Annotated in this window: 27 protein-coding genes; 20 read left to right on the top strand and 7 right to left on the bottom strand. The window is 68.1% G+C overall.

All coding sequences use genetic code 11. The features are described 5' to 3' along the window. Positions 1 to 8: 8 nt before the first annotated feature. Positions 9 to 218, top strand: a complete 210-nt coding sequence (locus ACWESM_RS22895; RefSeq protein ID WP_355072425.1) for a hypothetical protein — start codon at positions 9 to 11, stop codon at positions 216 to 218. A gap of 3 nt (positions 219 to 221) precedes the next feature. Here the strand turns inward: ACWESM_RS22895 and ACWESM_RS22890 are convergent, their stop codons facing one another. Continuing rightward, a complete protein-coding gene (locus ACWESM_RS22890; RefSeq protein WP_364438840.1) occupies positions 222 to 1,181 on the bottom strand; it encodes a helix-turn-helix domain-containing protein in 960 nt (319 codons plus the stop codon). A 189-nt stretch (positions 1,182 to 1,370) separates the two neighbouring features. Here ACWESM_RS22890 and ACWESM_RS22885 point away from each other — a divergent pair, with 189 nt between their 5' ends. The 5 genes from ACWESM_RS22885 (at position 1,371) to ACWESM_RS22865 (ending at position 6,237) form a co-directional block, all read left to right on the top strand. Next, complete coding sequence (locus tag ACWESM_RS22885; RefSeq protein WP_355072429.1) at positions 1,371 to 2,192, top strand: alpha/beta fold hydrolase; 822 nt, start codon at positions 1,371 to 1,373, stop codon at positions 2,190 to 2,192. A gap of 14 nt (positions 2,193 to 2,206) precedes the next feature. Next, the gene (locus tag ACWESM_RS22880) at positions 2,207 to 3,010 is read left to right on the top strand and encodes an alpha/beta fold hydrolase (RefSeq protein ID WP_364438835.1); all 804 of its coding nucleotides are present in this window, start codon (positions 2,207 to 2,209) and stop codon (positions 3,008 to 3,010) included. 163 nt (positions 3,011 to 3,173) lie between these two features. Next, the gene (gene hrcA / locus ACWESM_RS22875) at positions 3,174 to 4,205 is read left to right on the top strand and encodes a heat-inducible transcriptional repressor HrcA (protein ID WP_355072433.1); all 1,032 of its coding nucleotides are present in this window, start codon (positions 3,174 to 3,176) and stop codon (positions 4,203 to 4,205) included. Between the two features lie 139 nt (positions 4,206 to 4,344). Beyond that, positions 4,345 to 5,496, top strand: coding sequence for a molecular chaperone DnaJ (gene dnaJ / locus ACWESM_RS22870; protein WP_355072435.1), 1,152 nt, complete (start codon positions 4,345 to 4,347; stop codon positions 5,494 to 5,496). Continuing rightward, entirely contained in the window at positions 5,497 to 6,237 is a 741-nt protein-coding gene (locus ACWESM_RS22865; protein WP_364438830.1) for a 16S rRNA (uracil(1498)-N(3))-methyltransferase, read from the top strand. Here ACWESM_RS22865 and ACWESM_RS22860 read toward each other — a convergent pair. After that, positions 6,149 to 7,435, bottom strand: coding sequence for an MFS transporter (locus ACWESM_RS22860; RefSeq protein WP_452493580.1), 1,287 nt, complete (start codon positions 7,433 to 7,435; stop codon positions 6,149 to 6,151). The two genes, ACWESM_RS22865 and ACWESM_RS22860, sit on opposite strands and share 89 nt — an antisense overlap. A 100-nt stretch (positions 7,436 to 7,535) precedes the next feature. On the opposite strand from ACWESM_RS22860, the gene ACWESM_RS22855 reads away from it, so the two are divergent. From ACWESM_RS22855 to ACWESM_RS22825, 7 genes are all read left to right on the top strand, one after another. Continuing rightward, positions 7,536 to 8,438, top strand: a complete 903-nt coding sequence (locus ACWESM_RS22855; RefSeq protein ID WP_355072441.1) for a LysR family transcriptional regulator — start codon at positions 7,536 to 7,538, stop codon at positions 8,436 to 8,438. 154 nt (positions 8,439 to 8,592) lie between these two features. Next, positions 8,593 to 9,654, top strand: a complete 1,062-nt coding sequence (locus ACWESM_RS22850; protein WP_195077925.1) for a PhoH family protein — start codon at positions 8,593 to 8,595, stop codon at positions 9,652 to 9,654. A gap of 62 nt (positions 9,655 to 9,716) precedes the next feature. Then, positions 9,717 to 10,271: an rRNA maturation RNase YbeY gene (gene ybeY / locus ACWESM_RS22845; protein WP_195077616.1), complete on the top strand. Its 555-nt coding sequence runs from the start codon at positions 9,717 to 9,719 to the stop codon at positions 10,269 to 10,271. Further along, positions 10,268 to 11,632 (top strand): hemolysin family protein, encoded by a 1,365-nt coding sequence (locus tag ACWESM_RS22840; protein WP_355072443.1) that lies wholly within the window; start codon positions 10,268 to 10,270, stop codon positions 11,630 to 11,632. Before ybeY ends, ACWESM_RS22840 begins: the two co-directional genes overlap by 4 nt. Continuing rightward, positions 11,629 to 12,015, top strand: a complete 387-nt coding sequence (locus tag ACWESM_RS22835; protein ID WP_355072445.1) for a cytidine deaminase — start codon at positions 11,629 to 11,631, stop codon at positions 12,013 to 12,015. The genes ACWESM_RS22840 and ACWESM_RS22835 overlap by 4 nt, the downstream gene beginning before the upstream one ends. Beyond that, entirely contained in the window at positions 12,008 to 12,925 is a 918-nt protein-coding gene (gene era, locus ACWESM_RS22830) for a GTPase Era (protein WP_355072447.1), read from the top strand. Before ACWESM_RS22835 ends, era begins: the two co-directional genes overlap by 8 nt. A 191-nt stretch (positions 12,926 to 13,116) precedes the next feature. Next, positions 13,117 to 14,682 carry a serine hydrolase domain-containing protein gene (locus ACWESM_RS22825; protein WP_452493578.1) on the top strand — a complete coding sequence of 522 codons (1,566 nt, stop codon included), beginning with the start codon at positions 13,117 to 13,119 and terminating at the stop codon, positions 14,680 to 14,682. Between the two features lie 153 nt (positions 14,683 to 14,835). Here the strand turns inward: ACWESM_RS22825 and ACWESM_RS22820 are convergent, their stop codons facing one another. The 5 genes from ACWESM_RS22820 to ACWESM_RS22800 form a co-directional block, all read right to left on the bottom strand. Continuing rightward, positions 14,836 to 16,263, bottom strand: a complete 1,428-nt coding sequence (locus ACWESM_RS22820) for an amidase (protein ID WP_452493576.1) — start codon at positions 16,261 to 16,263, stop codon at positions 14,836 to 14,838. A gap of 350 nt (positions 16,264 to 16,613) precedes the next feature. Further along, entirely contained in the window at positions 16,614 to 17,072 is a 459-nt protein-coding gene (locus ACWESM_RS22815; RefSeq protein ID WP_355072453.1) for a hypothetical protein, read from the bottom strand. After that, the gene (locus ACWESM_RS22810) at positions 17,072 to 17,578 is read right to left on the bottom strand and encodes a nucleotide exchange factor GrpE (protein WP_364438809.1); all 507 of its coding nucleotides are present in this window, start codon (positions 17,576 to 17,578) and stop codon (positions 17,072 to 17,074) included. The genes ACWESM_RS22815 and ACWESM_RS22810 overlap by 1 nt, the downstream gene beginning before the upstream one ends. Further along, positions 17,575 to 18,669, bottom strand: a complete 1,095-nt coding sequence (locus ACWESM_RS22805) for a tetratricopeptide repeat protein (protein ID WP_356966357.1) — start codon at positions 18,667 to 18,669, stop codon at positions 17,575 to 17,577. Before ACWESM_RS22805 ends, ACWESM_RS22810 begins: the two co-directional genes overlap by 4 nt. Positions 18,670 to 18,672: 3 nt before the next feature. Next, positions 18,673 to 20,190: an Hsp70 family protein gene (locus tag ACWESM_RS22800; protein WP_397277361.1), complete on the bottom strand. Its 1,518-nt coding sequence runs from the start codon at positions 20,188 to 20,190 to the stop codon at positions 18,673 to 18,675. A gap of 638 nt (positions 20,191 to 20,828) precedes the next feature. Here ACWESM_RS22800 and ACWESM_RS22795 point away from each other — a divergent pair. From ACWESM_RS22795 to ACWESM_RS22765, 7 genes are all read left to right on the top strand, one after another. Next, positions 20,829 to 21,605: an MSMEG_1198 family transcriptional regulator gene (locus tag ACWESM_RS22795; RefSeq protein WP_397073175.1), complete on the top strand. Its 777-nt coding sequence runs from the start codon at positions 20,829 to 20,831 to the stop codon at positions 21,603 to 21,605. Positions 21,606 to 21,831: 226 nt separating this feature from the next. Further along, a complete protein-coding gene (locus ACWESM_RS22790) occupies positions 21,832 to 22,236 on the top strand; it encodes a hypothetical protein (RefSeq protein WP_355072462.1) in 405 nt (134 codons plus the stop codon). Positions 22,237 to 22,397: 161 nt separating this feature from the next. Then, positions 22,398 to 22,661 (top strand): hypothetical protein, encoded by a 264-nt coding sequence (locus tag ACWESM_RS22785; protein WP_356966349.1) that lies wholly within the window; start codon positions 22,398 to 22,400, stop codon positions 22,659 to 22,661. Between the two features lie 80 nt (positions 22,662 to 22,741). Beyond that, complete coding sequence (locus ACWESM_RS22780; RefSeq protein ID WP_355072466.1) at positions 22,742 to 23,608, top strand: alpha/beta fold hydrolase; 867 nt, start codon at positions 22,742 to 22,744, stop codon at positions 23,606 to 23,608. Further along, on the top strand, positions 23,595 to 24,200 hold the full coding sequence (locus ACWESM_RS22775) for a TetR/AcrR family transcriptional regulator (protein ID WP_452493573.1): 606 nt from the start codon (positions 23,595 to 23,597) through the stop codon (positions 24,198 to 24,200). Before ACWESM_RS22780 ends, ACWESM_RS22775 begins: the two co-directional genes overlap by 14 nt. 120 nt (positions 24,201 to 24,320) lie before the next feature. Continuing rightward, positions 24,321 to 24,734 (top strand): hypothetical protein, encoded by a 414-nt coding sequence (locus ACWESM_RS22770; protein ID WP_355072470.1) that lies wholly within the window; start codon positions 24,321 to 24,323, stop codon positions 24,732 to 24,734. Then, entirely contained in the window at positions 24,731 to 24,931 is a 201-nt protein-coding gene (locus tag ACWESM_RS22765; RefSeq protein WP_355072472.1) for a DUF6186 family protein, read from the top strand. Before ACWESM_RS22770 ends, ACWESM_RS22765 begins: the two co-directional genes overlap by 4 nt. Positions 24,932 to 25,621 lie beyond the last annotated feature (690 nt).

The raw sequence follows: 25,621 nt of genomic DNA, 5'->3' as shown, positions 1-25,621 counted from the left end.
GGAGACTCATGGCTTCGGCACCACGTATGACCCTTATCCATGAACCAGGCGAGTTCGCGGAGGCGCGAGCAGCGGAGAAAGCGGAAAACGCGCGCCAGTGCGCAGTCGCCGCCCGCACTGTCGCCAGCTACGCGGAGAACGCCGCCGACTGCGAGTCGCTGCTGGCGATGCTCGGTCTCGATGCGCTCGCGGGCAAACAGGCGAAAACCTGCGGCTGACCATTACGCCTCGTCCGGGGCGAGGGCGGTGCTGCGCCATTCCCGTGGCGTGAGCCCGTAGGCGGCGCGGAAGCGCCGGGCGAAATGTGACGGATCGCGGAAGCCCCAGCGGCGCGCGATCATCGCGATCGTCCGATGTTTCTGGTCCGGACGAGTCAGATCGCCGTGTACCCGCTCGAGACGCTGGCTGATGATTCCCTGCTCGAGGCTGCACTCCGTGTTCGCGTAGATCTTGTAGAGCTGCCGGACCGACATGTTGTGCGCCTTGGCGATCTGTTCCGCGCCGAGACCAGGATCCGCCAGATTGCGCCGGATATAGGCGCGAATCCGGGACAGCAGGATGTCGGAGGGGACGACGGAGCCGTCGTCGGCGCACGCCGACAACAACAGTGCCCGGATCAGCTCGATGCTGGCGCAACCCGACAGGGCGGCCGCGGGGTCGGCGCTGAGCGCGTCCGCGTCGGCGGTCAGTTGGACGATGTGGTTGGCCACCAGCCGGTAGTGCGGGCTGTCCTGCACTCTGGCGGCGGCCTGACCGATCAGATCGGCGGGCAGGCCGAGCTGATCGAGCGGCACGTGCAGGCAGGTCGACGCCCCGTCGCCGCGCCGGCTGAAGTCGTAGGGCGCGTTCAGATCCATGACGTGCAGATCGCCCGGTCGCACGACGCGACGGACGTCGCCCTGCTCGTACCGTCCGTCGCCCGCCTGCTGCACCGCGACCGCCAGTACCGGCGCGGGGGAGGTCCTGACCTGCTTCGGCGTCCGGATCAGCTGGATGCCCGAGGTGCTGGCACGCACGATGCGCGCCTCGCCGAACCACCACACGTCGAACGTGGCGTGCACACGCTCGTCCGGCCCGTCCAGCACGACATGGGACGGGACCGATGCCTCTTGTACTGCCGCGGCCACCGCGTCCGCCCGCTCGCGCGGCGCGATGGTGTCCGAATTGAACACGACCGTCATCACAGCCTCCGTCGCAAATGAGACAGATTCGGCAATCCTCGCATGGAACCCGCCGACCGGGCCGTGCATTCTGAGCCGACGATCGTGCACGCAGAGTCGTTTCTCCGGCGGCCGCCCGTCATACGCTGTCGGTCGACCAAGATCGATCCCCGGTTCACCCGACATCCGTCCAGATCGAAGGGAACTGTCATGCCGACGATCACCACCACCGATGGCGTCGAGATCTACTACAAGGACTGGGGTGCCGGACGTCCGGTGGTGTTCAGCCACGGCTGGCCGCTGAACGGGGACGCCTGGGACAACCAGATGAAACTGGTGGCGAGCAACGGCTATCGCGCCATCGCCCACGATCGGCGCGCGCACGGACGCTCGAGCGACGTGTGGGACGGGCACGACATGGACCACTACGCCGACGACCTCGCCGCGGTGCTGAACGAGCTGGACATCAAGGACGCGATTCTGGTCGGGCACTCGACCGGCGGCGGCGAGGTGACCAGGTATCTGTCCCGGCACGGCACCTCGCGGGTGGTCAAGGCGGTGCTGCTCGGCGCGGTCCCGCCGTTGATGCTGAAGACCGCGAGCAATCCGGAAGGGACGCCGATCGAGGCGTTCGACGACATCCGCGCGGGCGTGGCCGCCGACCGCTCGCAGTTCTGGAAGGATCTGGCGATCCCGTTCTACGGCGCCAACCGCACCGGATCGAAGGTCTCACAAGGACTGCGCGACCACTTCTGGCTGATGGGCATGCAGGTGGGGCTCGAGGGCGCGTTCGACTGCGTCAAGGCGTTCTCCGAGACCGATTTCACCGCCGAGCTGCCGAGCATCGAGATCCCGGTGCTGGTGGCGCACGGCGACGACGACCAGATCGTGCCGCTCGCCGCCGCGGGCGCCAAGACGGCGAAATTGCTTCCGAGGGCCGAGTTGAAGGTGTACCCCGGCGCTCCGCACGGCCTGTGCGGCGACTACGAGAAGGCGTTCGACGCCGATCTGCTGAACTTCCTGAAGAGCTGAGGAGCCGAGACCCGATGCCGAACAAACGCTACCTGCGCCGTGCTGTGGCCGCGCTGGCCCTCCTGCTCGCCGCCACCACAGCGGCCGGGCCGGCGCGAGCGCAATCGCTGCCCACCGTCGTGCTCGTGCACGGCGCCTTCGCCGACACCACCAGCTGGGACGGTGTCGCTGCCGTGCTGCGCGAGCGCGGCTACCGCGTGGTGACGCCGGAGAATCCGCTGCGCGGGCCTGCCTACGACGCGGCCGCCGTGCAGCGCACGCTGGACACGATCAGCGGTCCCGTCGTGCTGGCGGGGCACTCCTACGGCGGCTTCGTGATCAGCAACGTGCACGATCCGAAGGTCGAATCGCTGGTGTACATCGCGGCTTTCGCGCCGGTGGAAGGCGAGGTGGCGCAGGCCGAGCTCGACCCGATCCGCTTCCCGGGCAGCCAGCTGCTGCCGCCCGCGCTGCAGGTGAAGCTCGTCGACGACGTCACGGGTGTCGCCGGGAAGAACCTGGACGCGTATGTCGCACCCGCCAGCTTCCATGACGTCTTCGCCCAGGACGTCGGCCCGGAGACCACGGCCGACATGATCGTCCATCAGCGCTCCATCGCCGTGAAGGCCAATCTGGAACCGTCCGGGCCGCCCGCGTGGTCCGGCACTCCGAGTTGGTATCTGGTCTCCGCCGACGACCGGGTCATCCCGCCGTCCTCCCAGCGCTTCATGGCCCAGCGCATGGCGGCTCGAACCGGTGAGATCGAGGCCTCGCACGCCTCGCTGGTCTCCCGGCCCGACGCCGTGGCCGCGGTGATCGACGCCGCCGTTCCGCGCTGAGCGTCGCGCCGCTCGTCACGTCCCGTTGCAGGCGAGAGATCCGGTTACCGACAATTAGACTGGATCGACGGACGAACCGTGGTCGGCCCGCGATGTGCGGCGGTCACGGGACGTCGGCGCCGGGTACGGCGTGACGGGAGACGAGAGCGAGGAGGTGCGGCCGATGTCGAGCACCGAGGATCGGCGCTTCGAGGTCTTGCGCGCCATCGTCGCGGACTATGTCGCGACCAAGGAGCCGATCGGGTCGAAGACGCTGGTCGAGCGGCACAACCTGGGTGTTTCCAGCGCGACGGTGCGCAACGACATGGCGGTGCTCGAGGCCGAGGGCTACATCACCCAGCCGCACACGAGTTCCGGCCGCATCCCCACCGACAAGGGCTACCGGCAGTTCGTGGACCGGATCTCCGAGGTGAAGCCGCTGTCCTCGGCGGAGCGCAGGGCGATCCTCGAGTTCCTGGAGTCCGGCGTCGACCTCGACGACGTGCTGCGCCGGGGCGTCCGCTTGCTCGCTCAGCTGACCAGGCAGGTCGCCGTCGTGCAGTACCCGACGGTGTCGGCGTCCACGGTGCGGCACATCGAGGTGGTGGCGCTCAATCCCGCCCGCCTGCTGCTGGTGGTGATCACCGACACCGGCCGGGTCGACCAGCGCCTGGTGGAGCTCGGCGCGCTGGTCGACGACGAGGATCTGGCCGCGCTGCGCGGCATGCTCGGCGGCGCGATGGACGGCAAACGCCTGGCCGCGGCCTCCGCGGCGGTGGCCGAGCTGCCCGAGCACGCTCCGTTGCGGCTGCGCGACGTGCTGGTGCGGGTGTCCACGGTGCTGGTGGAGACCCTGGTGGAGCACCCGGAGGAGCGATTGGTGCTCGGCGGCACCGCCAACCTCACCCGCAACGCCGCCGACTTCGGTTTCCCCGGCTCGCTGCGTTCGGTTTTGGAGGCGCTCGAGGAGCAGGTGATCGTGCTCAAGCTGCTCGCCGCGGCCCAGCAACCGGGGACGGTGACGGTGCGGATCGGAGAAGAGACGCAGGTCGAGCAGATGCGCGGCACGTCGGTGGTGTCGACCGGCTACGGCGCGGCGGGCGCCGTGCTCGGCGGTATGGGGGTGCTCGGGCCCACCCGGATGGACTACCCGGGCACGATCGCATCGGTGGCGGCCGTCGCCCGATACATCGGCGAGGTCCTCGCCGAGCGCTGACGCGACGACGCCACTGCTACGCTCGATCTTTCGGCCGGATAAAGTTGAGTGCACAAGACTAATGCTGTTGTCGGCGCGCTTCACAGCGGCGCGGGCACCGGCGGCACTGTCGAGAACGACCAAGGACTAGAGAACTCAAGTGGCACGGGACTACTACGGACTGCTCGGCGTCGCGAAGAACGCGACCGACCAGGAGATCAAGCGGGCATACCGCAAGCTGGCGCGTGAGCTCCACCCCGACGTCAACCCCGACGAGGCGGCGCAGGCCAAGTTCAAGGAAGTGTCGGCCGCCTACGAGGTGCTGTCGGATCCGGAGAAGCGGCGCATCGTCGACATGGGCGGCGACCCGCTGGAATCCGGCGGTGGTGGGGCCGGATTCAACGGCGCGGGCTTCGGCGGGCTCGGCGACGTGTTCGAGGCGTTCTTCGGCGGCATGAGCGGATCGGCCGGTGCGCGCAAGCCGCGCGGTCGAGTCCAGCCCGGCGCCGACTCGCTGATCCGCACCCGGCTCAGCTTGGCCGAGTGCGCGGTCGGCGTGACCAAGCACCTGACCGTGGACACCGCGATCCTGTGCGATATCTGCCAGGGCTCCGGTACCAACGGCAAGTCCAAGCCGGTGCGCTGCGAAACCTGCGGCGGCGCGGGTGAGGTCCAGTCCGTGCAGCGGTCCTTCCTCGGCCAGGTGCTGACCTCGCGCCCGTGCCCCACCTGCCGCGGCGCGGGCGAAACCATCCCGGACCCGTGCCACAAATGCGGTGGTGACGGCCGGGTGCGGGCGCGCCGCGAGATCGCGGCCCCGATCCCCGCGGGCGTCGCGAACGGCATGCGGGTGCGGCTGGCCGCGCAGGGCGAGGTCGGCCCCGGCGGCGGTCACGCGGGCGACCTCTACGTCGAGATCGTGGAGCAGCCGCACGACGTGTTCGTCCGGGACGGGGACGATCTGCACTGCACCATCCGGGTGCCGATGGTGGACGCGGCGCTCGGCACCACCGTCGTGATCGACACCATCCTGGACGGCCCGACCGAGTTGAGTATTCCGGCGGGCACCCAGCCCGGCGAGATCTCGGTGCTGCGCGGGCACGGCATGCCGCGGCTGCGCTCGAGCGCGCGCGGCGACCTGCTGGCGCATCTGGACATCGTGATCCCGGCCAAGCTGGACAGCAAGCAGACCGAACTGCTGCGCAAATACAAGGGACTGCGCGAGCGGGAACGCGCCGAAGTGATGTCGGCGCAATCCGAGCACAACAGTGGCCTGTTCGCGCGACTGCGCGCGTCTTTCAGCGGGCGCTAGGTGGCCGCGACGGTCTTCTACCTCGACGAGGTGCCCGAGCCGGGCGCGGTCGCGGTGCTCGACGGCCCGGAGGGCAGGCACGCCGCCACGGTGCGCCGCATCCGGGTCGGCGAGCCGATCACCCTCTCCGACGGGCGCGGGGTACTGGCCGCATCGGAAGTCGTTGCCGCGCAACGCGACCGGCTCGAGCTCGCGGTGCGCGAGCGGGTGCTCGCGGCACCTCAGACGCCGCCGGTGACCGTCGTGCAGGCGCTGCCGAAATCCGATCGCTCGGAACTGGCGGTCGAGCTGATGACGGAGGCGGGCGCGGACGTCGTCGTTCCCTGGCAGGCCGCGCGCTGCGTCGCGAACTGGGAGGGCAAGGCGGCCAAGGGAGTCGAGAAGTGGCGGGCCGCGGCCCGCTCGGCCGCCAGGCAGTCCCGCCGGGCCTACATTCCGCAAGTCGCCGACCTGCACCGCACCCAGGACTTGCTGGATCTGGTCCGCACGGCGAAGGCCCGCGGTGCGATCGTCGCGGCGCTGCACGAATCCGGCGCCGCCCGTTTCACCGAATTGCCCTTCGCCGAGGCCGCCGAAATCGTCCTCGTCGTGGGTCCGGAAGGCGGGCTGGACGACGCCGAGCTCACGGCGTTGGCCGAAGCGGGCGCGGACATCACCTTGCTCGGCCCGACCGTGCTGCGTACATCCACCGCGGCAGCGGTCGCTCTCGGGGCGCTCGGCGCACTGACGCCGCGTTGGTGAGGTCTCGCGTCGACGCCCGATGCGATACCCACAGCAGCAGTGCCGCGATGACCATCAGCGATCCGATGCCGCAGACCAGCCCGAGCCACCCGGAGCGGGCGTAGGCGATGCCCGCCGTTCCGCCGACGAGCGCGCTGCCGAGGTAGTAGGCGAACAGATACAGCGACGACGCCGCGCCCCGGTTGCCTTCGGCCATCGCCCCCACCCACGCGCTCGCCGCGGTGTGCGCCCCGAAGAAACCCGCGGTGAAGAGCAATACGCCGAGCAAAACGGTGCCGATGTGGTCGGGAATCGTCACCAGGAGCCCGATCGCCATGACGGCCAGCGACATCGCGAGCACCCAGGATCGGCCGATCCGATCGGTCAGCAGGCCGGATGCCGCCGAGGCCGCCGTTCCGGCCAGATAGAGCACGAACACCAGCCCCACCAGTGCTTCCGGGAGCCCGAAGGGCGCGCTGGTCAGCCGGTAGCCGAGATAGTTGTACATCGAGACGAACCCGCCCATCAGCACGAACGCCAGTCCGAACAGAGCGAGCAGTCCGCGGTGACGCAAGGGGCTGCCGAGGTCGCCGAGGACCGTCCGGATTCCGGCGGGGCGAGGCACGAAGCCGCGCGAGGGCGGCAGCAGGCGGACGAACCACACGGTGCAGGCCGCGGCGGCGATCGAGGCCACCGCCTGCGCCCACCGCCAGGACGCCACGTCCAACGTGAACGCCGGGATCAACCGCCCGGCCAGCCCGCCGATAGTGGTACCCGCGACGTAGATGCCCATCGCGGCGCCCAGCCCGTCCCCGCCGATCTCCTCTGCCAGATAGGCCATCGCCACCGCGGGCACACCGGCCAGCGCGATGCCTTGCAGCGCGCGTCCGGCCAGCAGCAGATCCAGCGAAGGGCTCAGCGGCAGCAGCAGTCCGAGCACCGCCGCCGCGACGGCGGAACCGATCATCACCTTGGTCCGGCCGATCCGCGACGAGAGCGCGCTCACCGGGATGATGGCCAGCGCGAGGAACCCGGTGGTGAGCGACACCGCCAGTGCCGCCAGCGCGGGCGTCGCGCCGAACGCGGCCGAGAGACTCGGCAGCAGTGCCTGGGCGCTGTACATCGAGGCGAATGTCGTCAGACCGGCCGCGAACAGCGCGATGGTGATCCTGCGTTCGTGGGCGACGTCCCTCGCCGCTTCGATCCGTGTCGTGGTCATCGGGTCCTCCTTTCGTCCAGCATCGCCAGGCGGTTTTCCGGAAGGAAATGAATAATGAGAAGTGAGTTCATTCCCCGAGCGCATATAGAGAGGTCGGGCAGTGCTTGGTGAGGATCTGGAGTGGTTCACGACACTCGCCGAACTCGAACGGGTCGGCGCCGCCGCGGAGCGGTTGCACCTGGCGCAGCCGACGTTGTCGCGCATGCTGGCTCGCTTGGAGCGCAGGGTGGGAGTCGAACTGTTCGACCGGCACGGGAAGCGGATCGTCCTGAACGAATACGGTCGCATCTACTACGAGCACGCCCGCCGCGCGCAATCCGAGCTGGACGCGGCGGAACAGGTCCTCGCCGATCGGGCCAACCCGGCCGGGGGCGTCGTGCGGCTGTCGTTCCAGCACTCTTTCGGCGGCTCGCTGGTGCCGCAGCTGATCAGCGGCTTCCGGCGCATCTCCGGCCGGATCACGATCACGCTGTGGCAGGGAGCGGCAGCCGCGGTGACCGAGCGAGTGCTCGCGGGTGAAAGCGATCTGGGCATCGTCTCGCCGCGCCCGGCCGTCGCAGGCGTTGGCTGGCGCGCCGTGCTGCGACAGCCGCTGGTACTCGCGGTGCCGCCGGAACACCGGTTGGCCGGACGGCGGCAGGTCCGCCTCGCGGAGGTGGCCGACGCGGAGTTCGTCACCATGCACCACGGATTCGGGATGCGGCGCATCTTCGACGAACTGTGCGCCGCCGCGGACATCCGGCCGCGGATCGCGTTCGAGTCGAGCGATCTCGTCACGGTGGCCGGGCTGGTCTCGGCGGGGTTGGGGGTGGCGATCCTGCCGCGCGAAGATCCGCTGTCCGCGGGCCCGCTGTCCGGCCCGGTGACGGTCCCGCTCGCGGACGCGGGCGCCGCGCGCGCGGTCGGGCTGATCTGGCCCGCCGCTACCACACCACCCGACGCGGTGCGACGCTTTCGTGATTTCGCCGAGGATTGGGCGCGGCGACGTGGGGGAATCCCGTGAGGGGCCGGTTTTGCCCACGGCTTATTCACTGGGCGGTGTCGGTGGGGCGGGTTAAACTTTCTCCATACAGCAGCAGTCGAGACCGGAAAGCAGGCTATAGCCACTTTTGAGAACACAAGGCGAGATCGGCGACCCCACCACCCCAGCGGCAGGCATCGGCGCCGGCGACAACGGTTCGGGTCCCGCAGCGCGCACCGTGCGCTCGAGCATCGAACTCGCTCCTGAATCCGTGTTCCCCTTCCTCGGTTCGGCCGACCAGAATCTTCGCGAACTGGAGACGCTGCTCGACGCGGACATCCACGTCCGCGGGAATTCCGTGACCCTCACCGGCAAGGCGGCCGACGTCGCGCTCGCCGAGCGGGTCATCGAGCAGCTGGTCGCGCTGACCGGGCGCAACCGCGTGGTGACGCCCGAGGCGGTGCGGCACACCGTTTCGATGCTCACCGAGGGCTCCAGCGAGTCCCCCGCGGAGGTGCTCAGCCTGGACATCCTGTCTCGGCGGGGCAAGACCATCCGGCCCAAGACGCTGAACCAGAAGCGCTACGTCGACGCGATCGACGCGAACACCATCGTGTTCGGCATCGGTCCCGCCGGTACCGGCAAGACCTATCTGGCGATGGCCAAGGCGGTCCAGGCGCTGCAGACCAAGCAGGTCAACCGGATCATCCTCACCCGCCCCGCGGTCGAGGCGGGCGAGCGGCTCGGCTTCCTGCCCGGCACGCTGAACGAGAAGATCGACCCGTACCTGCGCCCGCTCTACGACGCACTGCACGACATGATGGACCCGGAGGCCATTCCCAAGTTGATGGCGGCCGGTGTCATCGAGGTCGCGCCGCTGGCCTACATGCGCGGACGCACGCTGAACGACTCCTTCATCATCCTCGACGAGGCGCAGAACACCACCGCCGAGCAGATGAAGATGTTCCTCACCCGCCTCGGGTTCGGCTCGAAGATCGTGGTGACCGGTGACGTGACGCAGGTCGATCTGCCGACCGGCGCCCGGTCCGGTCTGCGCGCCGCCAGCGAGATCCTCACCGAGATCGAGGACATCCACTTCGCGGAGCTGACCAGTAGCGACGTGGTTCGCCACCGGCTGGTCTCGGACATCGTCGACGCCTACGACCGCTTCGAGGCCCAGTCGCGTCCGCAGGTCGCCCCGCATTACGGCGGCAACCGAGCGCAGCGCCGCGCGGCGAGCCGGGCGGACCGGCGGTAACTCGTCTCGCCGGGCGGGGCTCCGCTCCGCCGACACGATCGACGGGATCGTAGGCTGTTCGGGTGAGTATCGAGATCGCCAACGAGTCGGGTATCGACGTGCCCGAAGAAGAGCTGGTCAGCGTCGCGCGGTTCGTGATCGCCCGGATGGACGTGCACCCCGCCGCGGAGCTGTCGATGGTGCTCGTCGATCTCGACACCATGGCCGACCTGCACATGCGCTGGATGGACCTACCCGGCCCGACCGACGTCATGTCCTTCCCCATGGACGAACTCGAGCCGGGCGGGCGGCCCGACAGCCCCGAACCAGGCCCATCCATGCTCGGCGACATCGTGCTGTGCCCGGAGTTCGCCGCCGGTCAGGCCCGTAAGGCGGGGCACTCCCTGGATCACGAACTCGCTCTGCTCACCGTGCACGGCGTGCTGCACCTGCTCGGCTACGACCACGCCGAGCCGGACGAGGAGAAGGAGATGTTCGCGTTGCAGGCCAGGCTGCTCGAGGAGTGGTACGAGAGCCTGCGGGAGGCGCAGCGGCGCGCCGAACTGGCCGAACGCGACGCGCGGTTGCTGGGTAAGGCGGGTTTCACCACACCGGGTGAGTCCCTGGGTCCCGCGTGAATGCCCTGACCCTCGTCCTGCTCGCGGTCCTGCTCATCTCCGTGGGTGGGGTCTTCGCCGGGGTCGATTCCGCCCTGAACACGATCTCGCCCGCCCGCGTCGAGGACTTGGTGCGAGCCGACCGGCCCGGCGCCGTGCGGCTGAGCCGGGTCGTCGACGACCGGGCCCGCTACGTGAATCTCATGGTGCTGCTTCGCATCCTGTGCGAGATCGGCGCGACGGTGCTGCTGGCAGCGGGACTGATGACGGTCTGGGGCAGGAACTGGGCGCTGCTGATCACCGCGCTTGTGATGGTGCTGGTGTCCTACGTGGTGATCGGTGTCGGCCCGCGCACGCTGGGCAGGCAGCACGCGTATTCCATCGCCCTGGCCGCGGCCCTGCCCCTGCAGTTCATCGGCGCGCTGCTCGGCCCGATCAGCAGGCTGCTGATCCTCATCGGTAACGCGATCACCCCCGGTAAGGGTTTTCGCAACGGGCCCTTCGCTTCCGAGATCGAGTTGCGCGAAGTGGTCGAGATGGCCGGTGAGCGCGGAGTGGTGGCCGACGACGAACGGCGGATGATCCAGTCGGTTTTCGAACTCGGCGACACAGCGGCGCGTGCGGTGATGGTGCCGCGCACGGAGATGGTCTGGATCGAAGCGGACAAGACCGCGGCGCAGGCCATGTCGCTGGCGGTGCGTTCCGGGCATTCGCGGATCCCGGTGGTCGGCGAGAACGTCGACGACATTCGCGGCGTGGTGTATCTGAAAGACCTCGTGCCGTTCGCCGAACGCAGCCGCAAGGTACGGGTGCGTGAGGTGATGCGTCCCGCGGTGTTCATGCCCGACTCCAAACCGCTGGACAGCCTGCTCGACGAGATGCAACGCAGGCGCAACCACATGGCGTTGCTGGTGGACGAGTACGGCGGCATCGCGGGTCTGGTGACCATCGAGGACGTGCTGGAGGAGATCGTCGGAGAGATCGCCGACGAGTACGACGTCGACGAGACCCCGCCCGTCGAGGATCTCGGCGACGGGCGCTACCGCGTGTCGGCCCGGCTGCCGGTGGAGGATCTCGGCGAGCTGTTCGGATTGGAGATCGAGGAGGAGGACGTCGACACCGTCGGCGGCCTGCTCGCGCACGAGCTGGGCCGGGTGCCGCTGCCCGGTTCGAAGATCGAGGCGCACGGGTTGGTGCTGCGCGGTGAAGGCGGACCGGACGCGCGCGGCCGGATGCGGGTGAACACCGTGGTGGTACGCAAAGCGCGCGAGAAGGTCCCCGCGGGGAAGACCAACGGGGACAATCCCAATGGCAAGCGCAAGGCGAACGGATCGGAGCGGGATATCGCGGCCGATCGCGACGAGGACGGAGACACCGAATGACCGAACTGGACGCCGAGGACAACAAGCTGGTCACGCTGGCCCGTGGTGCGCTCGGTCGCACCGGAGGGGCGAGTGGAGCCGCGATCCGCGATACCGATGGTCGCACCTACGCCGCGGGCGAGGTCACGCTGACCGCGCTGCGGTTGACGGCGCTGCAAGCCGCCGTGGCCGCGGCGTTGTCCAGCGGCGCGGAGGGCTTCGAGGCGGCCGTGGTGGTCGGCGGGCGGTTGTCCGACTTCGGTGTGACGGCGGTGCGGGAGGTTTCGGCGGAGGCGCGGATCATCTTCACCGATCGTGACGGCGCGGTGTTCGAGATCGTCGACGACTCCGCCGACGCGGCCGACGCGGTGAGCGCCGACTCCGGCGAGGTCCGCGGTGGCTGACGCGCGGGAGAAGGGCGAATTCCGTTCCGGGTTCGTCTGTTTCGTCGGTCGGCCGAACACCGGCAAGTCGACCTTGACCAACGCCCTGGTCGGCGCGAAGATCGCGATCACCTCGTCGCGCCCGCAGACCACCAGGCACACGATTCGCGGCATCGTGCACCGCGAGCACGCCCAGCTGATCCTGGTCGACACACCGGGCTTGCACCGCCCGCGCACCTTGCTCGGCCAGCGCCTCAACGACCTTGTGCGCGATACGTATTCGGAAGTCGACGTGATCGCGCTGTGCATCCCGGCCGACGAGAAGATCGGTCCGGGTGACCGCTGGATCGTGCAGCAGATCAAGCAGATGGCGCCGAAGACGACGCTGCTCGGCGTGGTCACCAAGATCGACAAGGTGAGCCGCGAGCAGATCGCGGAGCAATTGCTCGCCGTGGCCCAGTTGCTCGGCCCCGAGGCCGACGTGGTGCCGGTGTCGGCGGTCAAGGGTGAGCAGGTGGAAGTCCTCGTCGACGTCATCGCCTCGAAGATGCCGGAGGGCCCGGCTTTCTACCCCGACGGCGAGCTCACCGACGAGCCCGAGGAAACGTTGATGGCCGAGCTCATTCGCGAGGCCGCGCTCGAGGGTGTGCGCGACGAGTTGCCGCACTCGCTGGCCGTCGTCATCGAGGAGGTCCTGCCCTACGAGGAGCGCGAGGACATGCTCGACGTGCACGCCTTGCTCTACGTCGAGCGGCCCAGCCAGAAGGCCATTGTCATCGGCAAGGGCGGTTCCCGGCTGAAAGAGGTCGGCACCAACGCCCGCAAGCAGATCGAACACATCCTCGGCACCCGGATCTACTTGAATTTGCACGTGAAGGTGGCCAAGGACTGGCAGCGCGACCCGAAACAGCTGGGCAAACTGGGTTTCTGACCGGTTCGGGCGTCGCTGGGGCGTGCGTGGAAGTCTTGGAGGCGTCTTCGTTGGCGTGGGGCGTCCGGTCGGCTGCCGATGATTCCGTGTGATCCACCGATGTGTCGGCTGTACTCGAGGCGAGTGCCGTGTCAGTGGTCGTGTCAGAACGGCGTCAGCTCGGTATCAGCCGGGCTCGCGACAGTAGTCACATGAACAGCACAGCGATCGCGACTTCCACCACCCTCTCCGACCAGGACAAGAGCACGCTGCGGACCGCCGCGTACGGCGCGTTGTCGCTGATGGCCGCCACCGGCACGCCGCACGTGGCCGCGACGAACGGCTCCATCGCCCTGACGTCGGCGACCGGCCTGGTCGGGCACGTGCTCGCCGCGAAGTCCAAGGACATCCAGTTGAAGGGCAAGACCGTCGCCGAACTCGCCGACCAGGTACTGCCTGCCCTGACCTCGGCCGTGCACCTGCTCGAGCGGCACGATCCGGCCGAGGCCGACAACTTCCGCGGCACCGTCCGCATCGCCGTCGACGCAGCAGCCCAGCCGCACCACGGCGAGCCCGGCCCGGCCACGGCCGAGATGGCCCGCAAGATCATCGCGGCGCTCGATGCCGCCGGGGTGGCCGGTGCCGACAACGGAACGGTTGCCGCCGGGCCGGATCGCCCGCAACTCCAGAAGGCCCTCGATGAGATCGTCGCTTCTGGTTTCGCCGGAATCACGCTGCGCGTGCACGACGAGCGGGGCGAGTGGGTCGGCAGCGCCGGGGTGAGCAGGCTGGGCGAGACCGCGAAGCCGCCGACCGACGGGCACGTCCGGATCGGCAGCAATACAAAGACTTTCACCGCGACTCTGGTCCTGCAACTGGTGGCCGAGGGCAAGATCGGATTGGACGACCCGGCGGCCCACTACCTGCCCGAGTTCGAACTCGATTCGCGGATCACGGTGCGGATGCTGTTGCAGCACACCAGCGGGGTGTTCAACTTCACCGGCGAGTACTACGAAGACGGGACCGTCGTGCCGGGAATCCCCGCCACCACCGCGGGCAAAGAGTGGGTGGACAACCGATTCGAGACCTACCAGCCCGAAGAGCTGGTGCGGCTGGCGCTGTCCAAGCCCGCGCGGTTCGAACCAGGCACGGGCTGGAGTTATTCCAACACCAACTACGTGCTGGCCAGGTTGCTGATCGAGAAGGTCACCGGCCGCCCGGTCGCTCAGGAGATGCAGCGGCTGATCTTCGGGCCGCTCGGGCTGTCGGGCACCGTGGCCCCGACCACCCAGACCGAGCTCCCGGAGCCGCACGCCCACGCCTACTACCGATACGAGGACGCAGGGCAGGAGAAGACGGTCGACGTCACCAGCCACAACCCCTCCTGGATCTCCAGCGGCGGTGACATGATCTCGACCACCCAGGACCTGCGAACTTTCATTTCCGCGCTGATGAGCGGCAAGCTGCTGCCTGCCGAGTTGCTGGCCGAGATGTGCGCACCGCACCCGACAGGCATCCCGAACATGGGCTACGGCCTCGGTGTATTCGTGCAGGACACCGGCCTGGGCGGCACGGTCGTCACCCACAACGGCGGCGCAGCGGGTCACGCGGCGCTGATGTACAGCACACCCGACGGCAAGAAGACCCTGACCGGCACCCTGAACTACGCGGACGACGCCGCCATGTCCCTGGCCGTGCCGTTCCAGCAGGCGACCCAGAGGCTCGTCGACGAGGTGTTCTGCGGCGGCCAGGCCGATCCGGCGCAGCCGACGGACTGAACTTCTTTTGTGTACGCCTGGCGGGTGGACACCCTCGGTGTGTGCATCAGGTGGAATGCGAATCGGGCACACGTCGAACTCGACGAGTTCGACGTGGCCCGCTGCGCATGCCGAAACGCCCGGACACGGACGCCGAGTTGTCGATGGTTCGGGTCACCACCACGGGGCGGGGCGGTGGCGGTGCCACTGGAGTTCGGATTCGAGTTGGGCGGCCAAGGAGATCAGGAGGGGTTCGGAGTTTGCTGTGCCCATCAGTTGGGCGCCTACGGGGAGGCCGGTGTCGGTGAAGCCTGCGGGGACGTTGATGCTGGGCCAGCCGAGGACGTTCCATGGCCAGGTGTAGGGGCAGGCCGCGGTGATGAGGTTGTTGGTGGCGTTGACGCCGATGCCGTCGATTTCCTCGGCGCGGGGCGGTGGGGTGGCGGTGGTCGGGGCGAGGACCACGTCGTAGTCGCGGAAGAAGTGGCCGATTCGCTTGTGCAGCAGCGGTTCCAGCTGCCGTGCCGCGTAGAGGGCGGGGCCGTCGAGCGCGCGTCCGATTCGGGCGTTGGCGGTGGTGCGCGGATCGACTTCCAGACCGGGCATGCGGTCGTACACCCGCCGGACCCCGGCGAGCGAACGCGGGAGGAAGGAAGCGCCGATCAGGATGCCGTAGTGCAGGTCCGCCACGGTCACGGTGTGTCCGAGCGCGCCCAGTGTGTCGGCGGTGCGGCGCACCGATCGCTCGACCTCGGGATCCAGCGCGGTCCTGGTCGCGGTGAAGGGGATACGCAGCGACAGGGCGATTCGCAGCTTTCCCGGATCCCGGCCGACGGCGTCCGACGCGGTGATCGGCTCCGGGGTGTGCAGATCTTTTTGGTGCGGACCGGCCGCCGCATCCAGCAGTAGCGCCGCGTCGGCGACGGTACGCGCCAGCGGACCGTTCACGGTGAGCCCGTAGAACGCTTCGGCTTCCGGCCAGGTGGAGATTCGTCCGCGCTGCGGTTTGATGCCGACCAGGTTCGTCCAGGCCGCAGGGATGCGGATCGAGCCCGCGCCGTCGGAACCCAGAGCGGCGGGGACCAATCCGGCGGCGACGGCAGCCGAAGCTCCGCCGGAGGACCCACCCGGCGTCCTGCCGCGGTCCCACGGATTGCGGGTGTGCCCGAACCATGCGGCACTCGTGAAGGGCCACTGTCCGAGTTCACAGGTGTTCGTCTTGCCGACGATCACCGCGCCCGCGGCACGCAGGCGCCGGACCGATTCCGCGTCCTCGGTCTTCGGTGCGAAGTCGCCGCCGCAGCCGAACGCGGTCGGCTCGCCCGCGACATCAGTGTCGTCCTTCACCGCGACGGGCACGCCCAGCAGCGGCAGTCGTTCTCCCGCGGCCAGCCGCCGGTCGGCGTCGGCGGCCTCCGCCAGGGCCCGCTCGCGGCGCACGATCCGGAAGGCATTGAGCGTGCCCTGCGCCGCGTCGATCCGGTCCAGTGCGCCGCCGACCGCCGCGGTCGAGGTGATCGCGCCGCTCGCGATCGCGGCCGCCAGTTCGGCCAGGCCCAGTTCCCGCGTGCCGGATACGTGGGCAGGATCGGACACCGTCATGTGAGCTCCGTCTCGTCGTGATCTACAGACGGTAGCGCCATATTGGTCAATCGTCCAGATTGTCGCAGGGGACGAGCTCGGCGGGCAGCAGTCGCCAGGCGTACCCGGTCGGGAACCGATCGAACAGCTGGCATATCCAGTCGTGTCGGTTGCCGCCGTCCTTATCGACCCCGCCCGGTTTCGATCGCGCACCGAACGGCGACCTGTGCGATCGAACCTACTCGCTCGGCTGGGTCTTCCAGATGACCCACCACAGAGGACGCGGAATCGGTCCGGCGCCTGCGTGCCGCCGCGGAGAAGATCGGCGGCAGCGGGCCTGTGCTCTGGCCGAGAAGGTCCGAGTACTCATGTCACGGAATGTGCTTGCACTCACCGTAGGGCACGCCCTGGGTGAGGTCCGGCCGGCCGAACATCCGGCCGACCAGAGCGTTGAACGCCGCCACCGACAGCCGGTCCATGTCGTTGCAAAGGAAGTCGTTCTTGGTGCCCGAGACATTCTTGGACTTCAGGGATTTCGCCCACTTCTGCGGCGTTCCCCCGCACCCGACATGCACCTGGTAGTCGCCGCCCTTGTCGAGCTCGAAGGAGTAGTCGACCTTGGAGTGGCCGCCGAGCCGGACCGGAAGCTTGGTCCGCGCCCATCCCGATTTCGATGTCTTGGCCTGAACCCAGACTCCTACCGGCGACGCGCTGTTGATGCAGCCGATCGTGCCGCTCACGGTGGTGGACGCCGATGCGCTCGGCAGTCCGAGGGCGAGGAACGCCGTGGAAGCGGAGACGAGAACGGCTACGCGGAGGGTCTTGCGCATTATTCGAACCTTTCGATGGGGGGAACGGCGGACTCCGATCGCGCGGAGCGCGCCGCGACGACGACTTGTTCCGGCCGCAGCAGGCGTTCACCCATGAGGTATCCGTGCCGGACTACCTGCAGCACCGTGCCCGGTGATCTGCCGGAAGCCTCGGCGACGGCGACGGCTTCGTGAACCTCGGGATCGAAGTCGGCCGTGGCGGGCACGCGCCGGACGCCACGACGTTCGAGCAGTTCGTGCAGTTCGCCGACGATGCTGCCGAGCACGGCGTCGTCGTCGTTCAGTGCCGTCACGCGATCGACGAGTCTGAGCAGCTCGCGAAACAGCGGGGCCAGGAGTTGTTCGGCGAGCCCGCCGCGCGCGAGTGCGAGCTGCTCGTGCAGGTCGTCCAACGCCCGATTCTTCGCCTTGTCCTCCAGCAGCCTGCGCTGGAAGAGATCACGCAATTGCGCGATCTCCCCGGCCAGCGCGGTCAGCGGATCACCCACGTCCGGAGCCGCATTCATATGCCGCGCTTGGCGATGTCGTATCGCTTCGAGTTGTGCTTCCAGACCGGCATCCGGTGGGTCAGCGTGTAGCCGGCGATGACGCCCGCGACGATCAGCAGGCCGATGCCCTTCGCCGGAATCAGCGCCAGGCCGATCACCAGGGCCACCGCCCACGCGCCCGCACCGCTGTGGAACCACTTGGCCACGGCGGCCCGCTCGGCGAGTTCGATGTTCTCCTGCAGCGAGGCGCGCAGCGGCGCGTCGTCGAACCGGAGTTTCAACGCGCGGCCGGACATTTCGTGCGTGACGGCGATCTGGGCTTCGGAGGTGATGCAGTACGCCCCGCTGCGGAGCTCCGACCACATCCCCAGGTTGACCTGCTCCAGCGCGAGCGCGAGGTAGTACTGGAAGATCTGCTCGTTCGGATGGTGCCGGACCACGTCCTCCATCAGTTCCAGCGCCTTGTCGTTCTTGTGCTGCTGAAGGTAGACGTTGGCGATGGCGGTGCGGTACAGCGGCTCGCCGGGCGCGAGACGCAGCGCCGTCTCGTATTCGCCGAGCGCTTCGTTCAGCGCCCCGGTGGCGAGAAACGCTTCGGCGTAGTCGAAGTGGTATTCCGGGCTGTCGGGCTTGAGGCTGATGGCCTCCCGGAATTCGAAGCCGGCGTCCTTGTAGTTGCCCATGACGAACGACGAGTTCGCCCGCACCGCCCACGCTTCGTGGTTCGCACCGTTGACCGAGATCGCCTCGCGGGCGCAGTAGTACGCGGACGGAGCGTTGCCGCGCTCGAAATACTCGCGTGCGAGACTCAGCCAGTCCCGGCCGCCCTGCACCACGGGCGCGGGCTGATTACTCGCCGGACGATACTGCCTGGCCTGCTGGTCGAATTGCCGCCGCTGGTTCGGGTCGAGCAGCACGCGCTCGGCCTGACCGAGGTGCCGTACCCGGGCTTCGGCCTGCGCGCGTTTGACGGGATCCGACTGGCCCGCGCGCTTGTTCCACATTCTGCGCTGCTCGCGGATGGCCGTCTTGATGGCATCCGGGTCGGCGGTCTCGGCGAGGCCGAGGATTTCGTAGTAGTTGACGAATTCTTCGGTTGTCGTGGTCATGCTTCAATTCACCTCGAGGTCTTCGTTCTTCGTGCGTGCGACGCGGATTTCGCCCTCGCTGAGGTTGGCGACGTTGTCGACCTCGAACGTGCCGAGCGATTTGTCCGCGGTGAGGTCCGTGATCTCGACCTGAATGGTCTGGTCTATGTCGTAGTGGAATGTGATCTGGACCGGAGCATTCGCCGGATAGGGCGGAATGGCGAAGAGCTGCCCGCCGTCGGGCCACTTTCCTTCGGTGACGAACCGGACGTAGTCGAGATCCTCGTCGTCGCCCTGCGTGACGCAGATCCGCAGTTCGGTCTGGCCGTCGGCGACGGTGCCGAACACTTTGCTCGCCTTGGCTGGGATCTTGGTGTTGCGGGGGATCACGATGTTGTTCTTCGGTTCCCGGTTGTCGTTCAGGGCGACCGTGCCCAGCGCCTGCGAGGTGACGTCGAGGATGACCGGCTTCGGCGCCGTGCTCGAGGACGTCTCCGCTTCGGCGCGGATCGCAGCGCCGAGCGCCACGAGTTCGTCGGGGTTGCCCGCCCGCAACGGCGGCTTGCCGGTCAGTTCCTCCAGCATCGCCGCCACCATGGGCATGCGCGTGGAGCCGCCGACGAGCAAGACGTGATCGAGGTCGGCGAAGCTCAGGCCCAATTCCTCCACGAGGGAATGGGTCAGGTCGCGCGACTGGTTCAGCAGGTCGCTGGTGAGGTCCTCGAACGTTTCCCGCGTGACGGTGAGCGTGTGTGTGACGCCGTTGTGGCTGAGCACGACTCGCGTGGATCCGGCGGAGCTCAGGGTGCGTTTGGCGAGTTCTGCTTTCTCGCGCAGATCGGCTTGGGTCTCGAACGCGTCGTCGAGATCGCCGCCGCCTCGAGCCATGTACTCCTCGTTGAGGTGTCGCATGAGCCGGTTGTCCCATTCGAAGCCGCCCAGTTCGTGCAGCCCATCGGTGCCGAGCACGTCGAACACGCCGTCGCGGATCCGCATCACGGTGACGTCGAACGTGCCGCCGCCCAGGTCGTACACCATGACGGTGCCGCTGCGGCCGAGGTCGAGCCCGAAGGCCAACCCGGCCGCGGTCGGCTCGTTCACCACGCGCAGCACGTTGAGTCCGGCGATCGTTCCCGCGTCCCTGGTCGCCCGGCGGCGCGCGTCGTCGAAGAACGCCGGGACCGTGATCACCGCGTCGGTGACCTGCCCCTGCCCCAGGATCAATTCGGCGTCGTCTTTCAGCCGTTTGAGAATCAGCGCCGAGACTTCCTCGGCCGAATAGGCGCGATCATCGGTGGTGACGAATCGCCAGTCCGGATTGCCCATCTGCCGCTTGACGAACTGCACGACATCCAGCGGCGCGGTCGCCGCGGACCGTTTGGCCATCGAGCCGACGAGCACGCTGTCGGAGTCGAAGAAGACCACCGAAGGCGTGATCCGCTCGCCGTCTCGGTTGACCAGGATCTCCGGTTTCCCGCCCGCGCCGACGACGGCGACCGCTGAATACGTGGTACCGAGATCGATACCGACGGTGTGTGCCACTGATTGCCCTCCCGATGCATCTGGTGACGATGCACGCGAATTGATACTGCGAAAATTCGAGATCGGAACAATTTTCCCCGCGGTCTCATCGGATAAGCCGCACGACGGGCGCCGGACGGTCGGCGAGAACGATCAGGGATTCGGTGCCTTCCATTCGTATTTGCACATCTGGCACTGGTATTTCTGCCACCCCTGACGATCCTTCTCGCCGATATCCATTCCGGTCTTCTTGCTGCACTGTGGACACACTTCGGCCATTGCTGGTCCTTCCGGTAGGGGGAACGGTGCGACAGGCTCGGGTGGCGCACCGGATTGAAAGCATATAAGTCGCCGTGGGTGATTGATCAGCGAACTTCGCGGTGATTTCCGACCCGTATTCCGGCCGGTGGGCCGATTTTTGCCGCTTCCGAGGGGTGTCGCTGGAATATTGCTCGAACACTCGTTTTTCAGCAAGATCTTGCAGTACCCGAGTCGTCCGCCGAGGAATCGAAAAGCGATGAGGTCATCGACACGTCGGCGATCGGTAGTCTTCGAGCGCCGGATCGCCGGCTGCGGCACTCGTCAACCGGCCGGGCGAGCAAGATCTTGCTGTGCGATACGCATTACGAAACCTACCGGTTCGATAGACATTTGGAGTCTTGCCGACGAGTGTCGGCAGCGATGAAGATCGCGCTATGGAACCGAACTTACGAGTGCTTGTCGCCTCGCCGTTGGGCGGAATCATCGCCCCTGTGCTGTCGCAGTACTTTCCGGCGTCGACCGTCGCGGTCGCCTCCGACGTCGACGAGGTGCGCGGTCGAATCGTGGGACGTTTCCGGTTCGATGTGGTCATCTCGGATCTGATCTGGAACAAACCCGAAATGGAGTACCGGTTCGACGGTTTGGATGTTCTGGACTTGCTCCGGGAAACCAAACGGCAGAGCGAGGTCCTGCTCGCGGCTCAAGGGCACAGCATGGAGAGCGATCATCTCGACGAGGCGCGGCTGCGCGCGGACGAAATCGCCGAGTTCTACGACAAGTCCTCCGGCGTGCCCGCGCTGCTGGATGCCATTCAGCGCGCCGCGACCGGCCGCAGCGACCAGGTCGCGCCGCCGCCGCAAGGGCCGCCCGCGTTGTGCGCGCTGTTCACCGAACAGCGTGGCGAGACGGCGGGCCGGCTGGCGGGTGCGATCGCGGCCAAGTCGGCGTGGGACTACAACTCTCTCGCCCAGGTCGCTCGTGTCGGTCTCAACACCGCAAACAAGGCGACCAATACTTATATCGGCCCGATCATCCTCGCTCGGAAGGAGTTGCCGGAGGGCACGCCGTTGACCCAGGGCGCGGTATTTCGCTGGTGCGGTGAGCACGCGCACTACCTCATCAGCTGGTGCCGCCGAAATGGGCACGCCGATGTCCTCGGTCCGCGATTCACCTGACGGCACAGCCCGCTTTCGGCACTCCCGGTCCGGCATCAGCGCCCTGCCCGTTCCGCTCGGTGGCGCGACGGCGGCATCCGCCGCAGGGAACGACGTCGACGGCGTCGGCTCGATGACGTCTCCGAGCGGTGCGACGACGAGAAGTCGCATGAATCGGTTCCCCTCTCATGGTCCCCCGGGTGGAGAGTTCTCTGTCGCGTCGGCGGTGCTGGAACAGGAATCAAGTATGGACCTCGGAGAGACGGTCGCGGGGGGATCATCGATGTGGGATCTGGCACTCCGAAAAGCTCATCTGGTGCGTAATAGCTTGGTCGACAGTCTTTTTCACCGATGCTTGCCTCGGTACCGTCCTAGCTCGCAATATCTTGCTCGCAGGATCCGTGCAACCGAGCGCCTTCTGCTGCGCAACGCACTCCACAGGGACCGCGACGGACTGGCCGCCGCGGTCACGCTCGCGGAAGCCTTGGCCGGTCTGGCCGGGCGGTTGATCGCCTGCGGCAGCGGATTGTCGTCGGGCCGGTACCGAGTAGATCTCGAGACGCTGTTGCCGGGTGCCGTCTTGACGCCTCCCATCGGCAAGGTCTTGCTGGCACGTATCCATATCGAGCCGAATGGAACCCGGGTGCCGTGACAGCCGGTCAGACCTGGTACGGCACCCGGATTGTGATCGGCTCGGCGGCGGGCGAATGCTTGGCTGGCGAGGTGCGATGCGCCGAGTGCCAGCATTCCAACCGGGACGACTACGCGTTCTGCCGCAGATGTGGCGTGCGTTCACGCCGAAGGTACGACGCGGTGGCAGCGGAGGCGGTGGAGGAATTGCGGTCTTCCCTGAGCGATCTGCTCGACCGGATCAGCCGGTGTGACATCGATCTGGCGGAACGGCAGTTGGTCGAGGAGACGACTCGGCGGGCGGCGGCCGAGGCGGCGAAGGAGCGACCGAATCGGATCGTGCTCACGGGGGTGCTCTACGCGGTCGGGGAGTCGGTGGCGGGCGTCGCCTCTCTGGCGACCGCGGTGACGGCGTCGAAGGACGCGGTCAAGGCGGTGTTCAGCTGATCCGCCGCGCACTGCGGGTCTAGACATACATACGGTATGTATGTAACAGTGGTCGGGAACCGAGACCACTGGGAGGACTCATGGCAACCAGCACAGCACTAGGCCGCACCCACGATGTGGACCTGCCCGGCGGCCGTATCCGCTACCACGAGACGGGTGCGGGCGCCCCTGTCGTCTTCGTGCACGGCTTGCTCGTCAACGCGGACCTCTGGCGCAAGGTGGTGCCCGCTGTCGCGGCGGCCGGGTACCGCTGCCTGACGCCGGACTGGCCGCTCGGCTCGCACGAGATCCCGGTGCCGGACGCGGAACTGACTCCGGCCGGTGTCGCCGATCTCATCGCCGCGTTCCTCGAACGCCTCGACCTCACCGACGTCACCTTGGTCGCCAACGACACCGGCGGAGCGATCACGCAGGTGTTGCTGACCCGCGACCGCTCCCGCGTCGGCCGGGTGGTGCTCGCCTCGGTGGACAGCTACGAGGGCTTCCTGCCGCAGCCGTTCACCACGCTGCCGCTGCTGGCCAGGATTCCTGGCTCGCTGCGCCCGCTGACCGAGTTGCTGCGCATCCGCGCGCTACACCGGCTGCCGGTGGCCTTCGGCTGGGTCACCAAACGGCCGGTCCCGCCGGAGATCGTCGACTCCTACCTGCTGCCGAGCCGCGACTCCGCCGCGATCCGGAAAGATCTGCGGCGCTTCCTGAAATCGGCGCATCGCCGATACACCCTGGAAGCCGCCCGTCACTTCGCCGAAGTCGACATTCCGGTGCTGCTGGCCTGGGCGCGGGAGGATCGGTTGTTCCCCGTGTCGTTCGCCGAACGCCTGGCTCGCGACCTGCCGGACGCGACGCTGAAGCTCATCGACGACTCCTACACCTTCCTGCCGGAAGATCAGCCCGAGTTGCTCGCCGAATCGATTCTGGAGTTCACTCGGCTGCATGCCACGCCGTAGCCAGGAAGACCGCTCCCGAGCGACCAGAGCCGCGCTCGAACAGGCGGGACGCCGCCTGTTCACCGAGCGCGGCTTCGCGGGCGCCTCCGCCGAGGAGTTGGTCACCGAGGCCGGCGTCACCCGGGGCGCGCTGCACCACCACTACGGCGACAAGCGCGGACTGTTCCTCGCGGTGCTGAAGCAGATCGAGGCGGAGATCACCGAGGAGATCGAAAACGCCATCGCCGCAGTAGATTCCGACGATGTGATGGCCGGGATGGCGGCGGGTCTCGCGCTGTTCCTCGAGATCTGCCAGCGTCCGGCGATGCTGCGCATCGCCCTCACCGACGCCCCCGCCGTGCTCGGCTGGCAGGCCTGGCGCGAATTCGAATCCGCCCACGGTCTAGGCCTGATCACCGCGCAACTCGAGCGTGCCCGCGCCGCCGGGTTGATCGCCGACGCCCCCGTTCCCGTGCTGGCCCAGCTCGTCGTGAGCGTGGTCAGCGAGGCGTCCCTGATCGTCGCGCACGCCGAAGACCCCGACCTCGCCCGCGCCCAGACCCAGCAATCGGTGCTGCTGCTGATCTCGGGGCTGCTGCGCGCCGACGGGTGAACGCGGCCGATAGCGAGGCACCGCGGGTCCGCGGGGAAGCGATGTCGCCTCGCCGGAAATCCGCGCGCAGGTCGTAACCGCCTGCCCCGTTCTGGGCAACCGGGGTCTTATCCTGCGCATGTGACAGAGCAACCAGCGCGCTCGGCGCATCGGTTCCGACGGCGTGCGACGCCGCTGGCGGTGTGGGTAGTGCTGGCGGCGTGCGGTGCCGCGACCAGGCCGTTCAGCTGGCAGGCAACCGCGATGGTGGCGGTGGCGGCACTCGCGGGGATGGTGCTGGCCTTCCGCGTACGAATCGAGCGACCCCCGTCCACTGCCCGGCTCAGGCGCGGCACAGCCGTGTGGTCGGCACTGCTGGTCGCGGCGTCGGCATGGGAGGTCTACGCCCTTCTGCGGCAGCCCGCCCTGAACCGGCCGAGCCACGAACACCCGACACTGTCCACACTGCTGGACCCGGCGCTCGAACAATGGCCGCTGCGATTCGCCGGATGGCTGTTGTGGCTCGCAGCCGGATGGTGGCTGGTCTCCGGATGAGCGATCGAACCACCGTCCTCCTCGGATTCGCCCTGCTCCTGACGGCCGCGCTCGCCGCAGTAGTGATCACGCGCCTGCGCCGGGACCTGATCGCAACGCTGGGAGAGACGATCGCCTATCTGACCGGCACCCGGGCGACGAGAATCGCCGCAGTACTCGTGTGGGCATGGCTCGGCTGGCACTTCCTGGCCCGGTGACGGCCGGTCCATGCGCCGAATCGTTCACGCGTGACCACAGCGGGCCCAGTCGCGATGCCGGGTGAAGTCAGCGCCTATTGCGCCGCCGCGACTCGGCGCGCCCAAGAGTGACCGCCTCGAAGCGACGGAGGAGCAAGCGGCCGCCGCACGAGCGATGCAGGCGGCGAACACACCGGGTTGATGCGTTGTCAAACCGACACCGGCGCCCGCTTCTCCGCGCCGCCGTTTCGCGGCCCGGCTCGCGTGTGCGCGGCCGCCGCGTACGCGACGAACGGCCAAGCGGGCGCATTCGGGCCGAGCCGACAGCCAGCCGTTACAACCCGCGTGCACGCGGTAGCGAGCTTCGATACGACGCGTCCAGCGCACCCCGACCACGTCTTTCGAGCGAAGCGAGTCCGAGCCTGTTTCGTTCGCGGCTCGGCTCGCGTGTGCGCGGCCGCCGCGTACGCGACGAACGGCCAAGCGGGCGCATTCGGGCCGAGCCGACAGCCAGCCGTTACAACCCGGGTGCACGCGGTAGTGAGCTTCGATACGACGCGTCCAGCGCACCCCGACCACCTCTTTCGAGCGAAGCGAGACCGAGCATGCGCCGTTCGCGGCTCGGCTCGCGTGTGCGCGGCCGCCGCGTACGCGACGAAGGAGCAAGCGGCGGTCGCGCACACGCGAGCCATAAGAGGGCCGCGAACACGC

This window comes from Nocardia sp. NPDC003999 (assembly GCF_053604885.1).
This window is presented reverse-complemented; position numbering and strand designations above follow the sequence as displayed.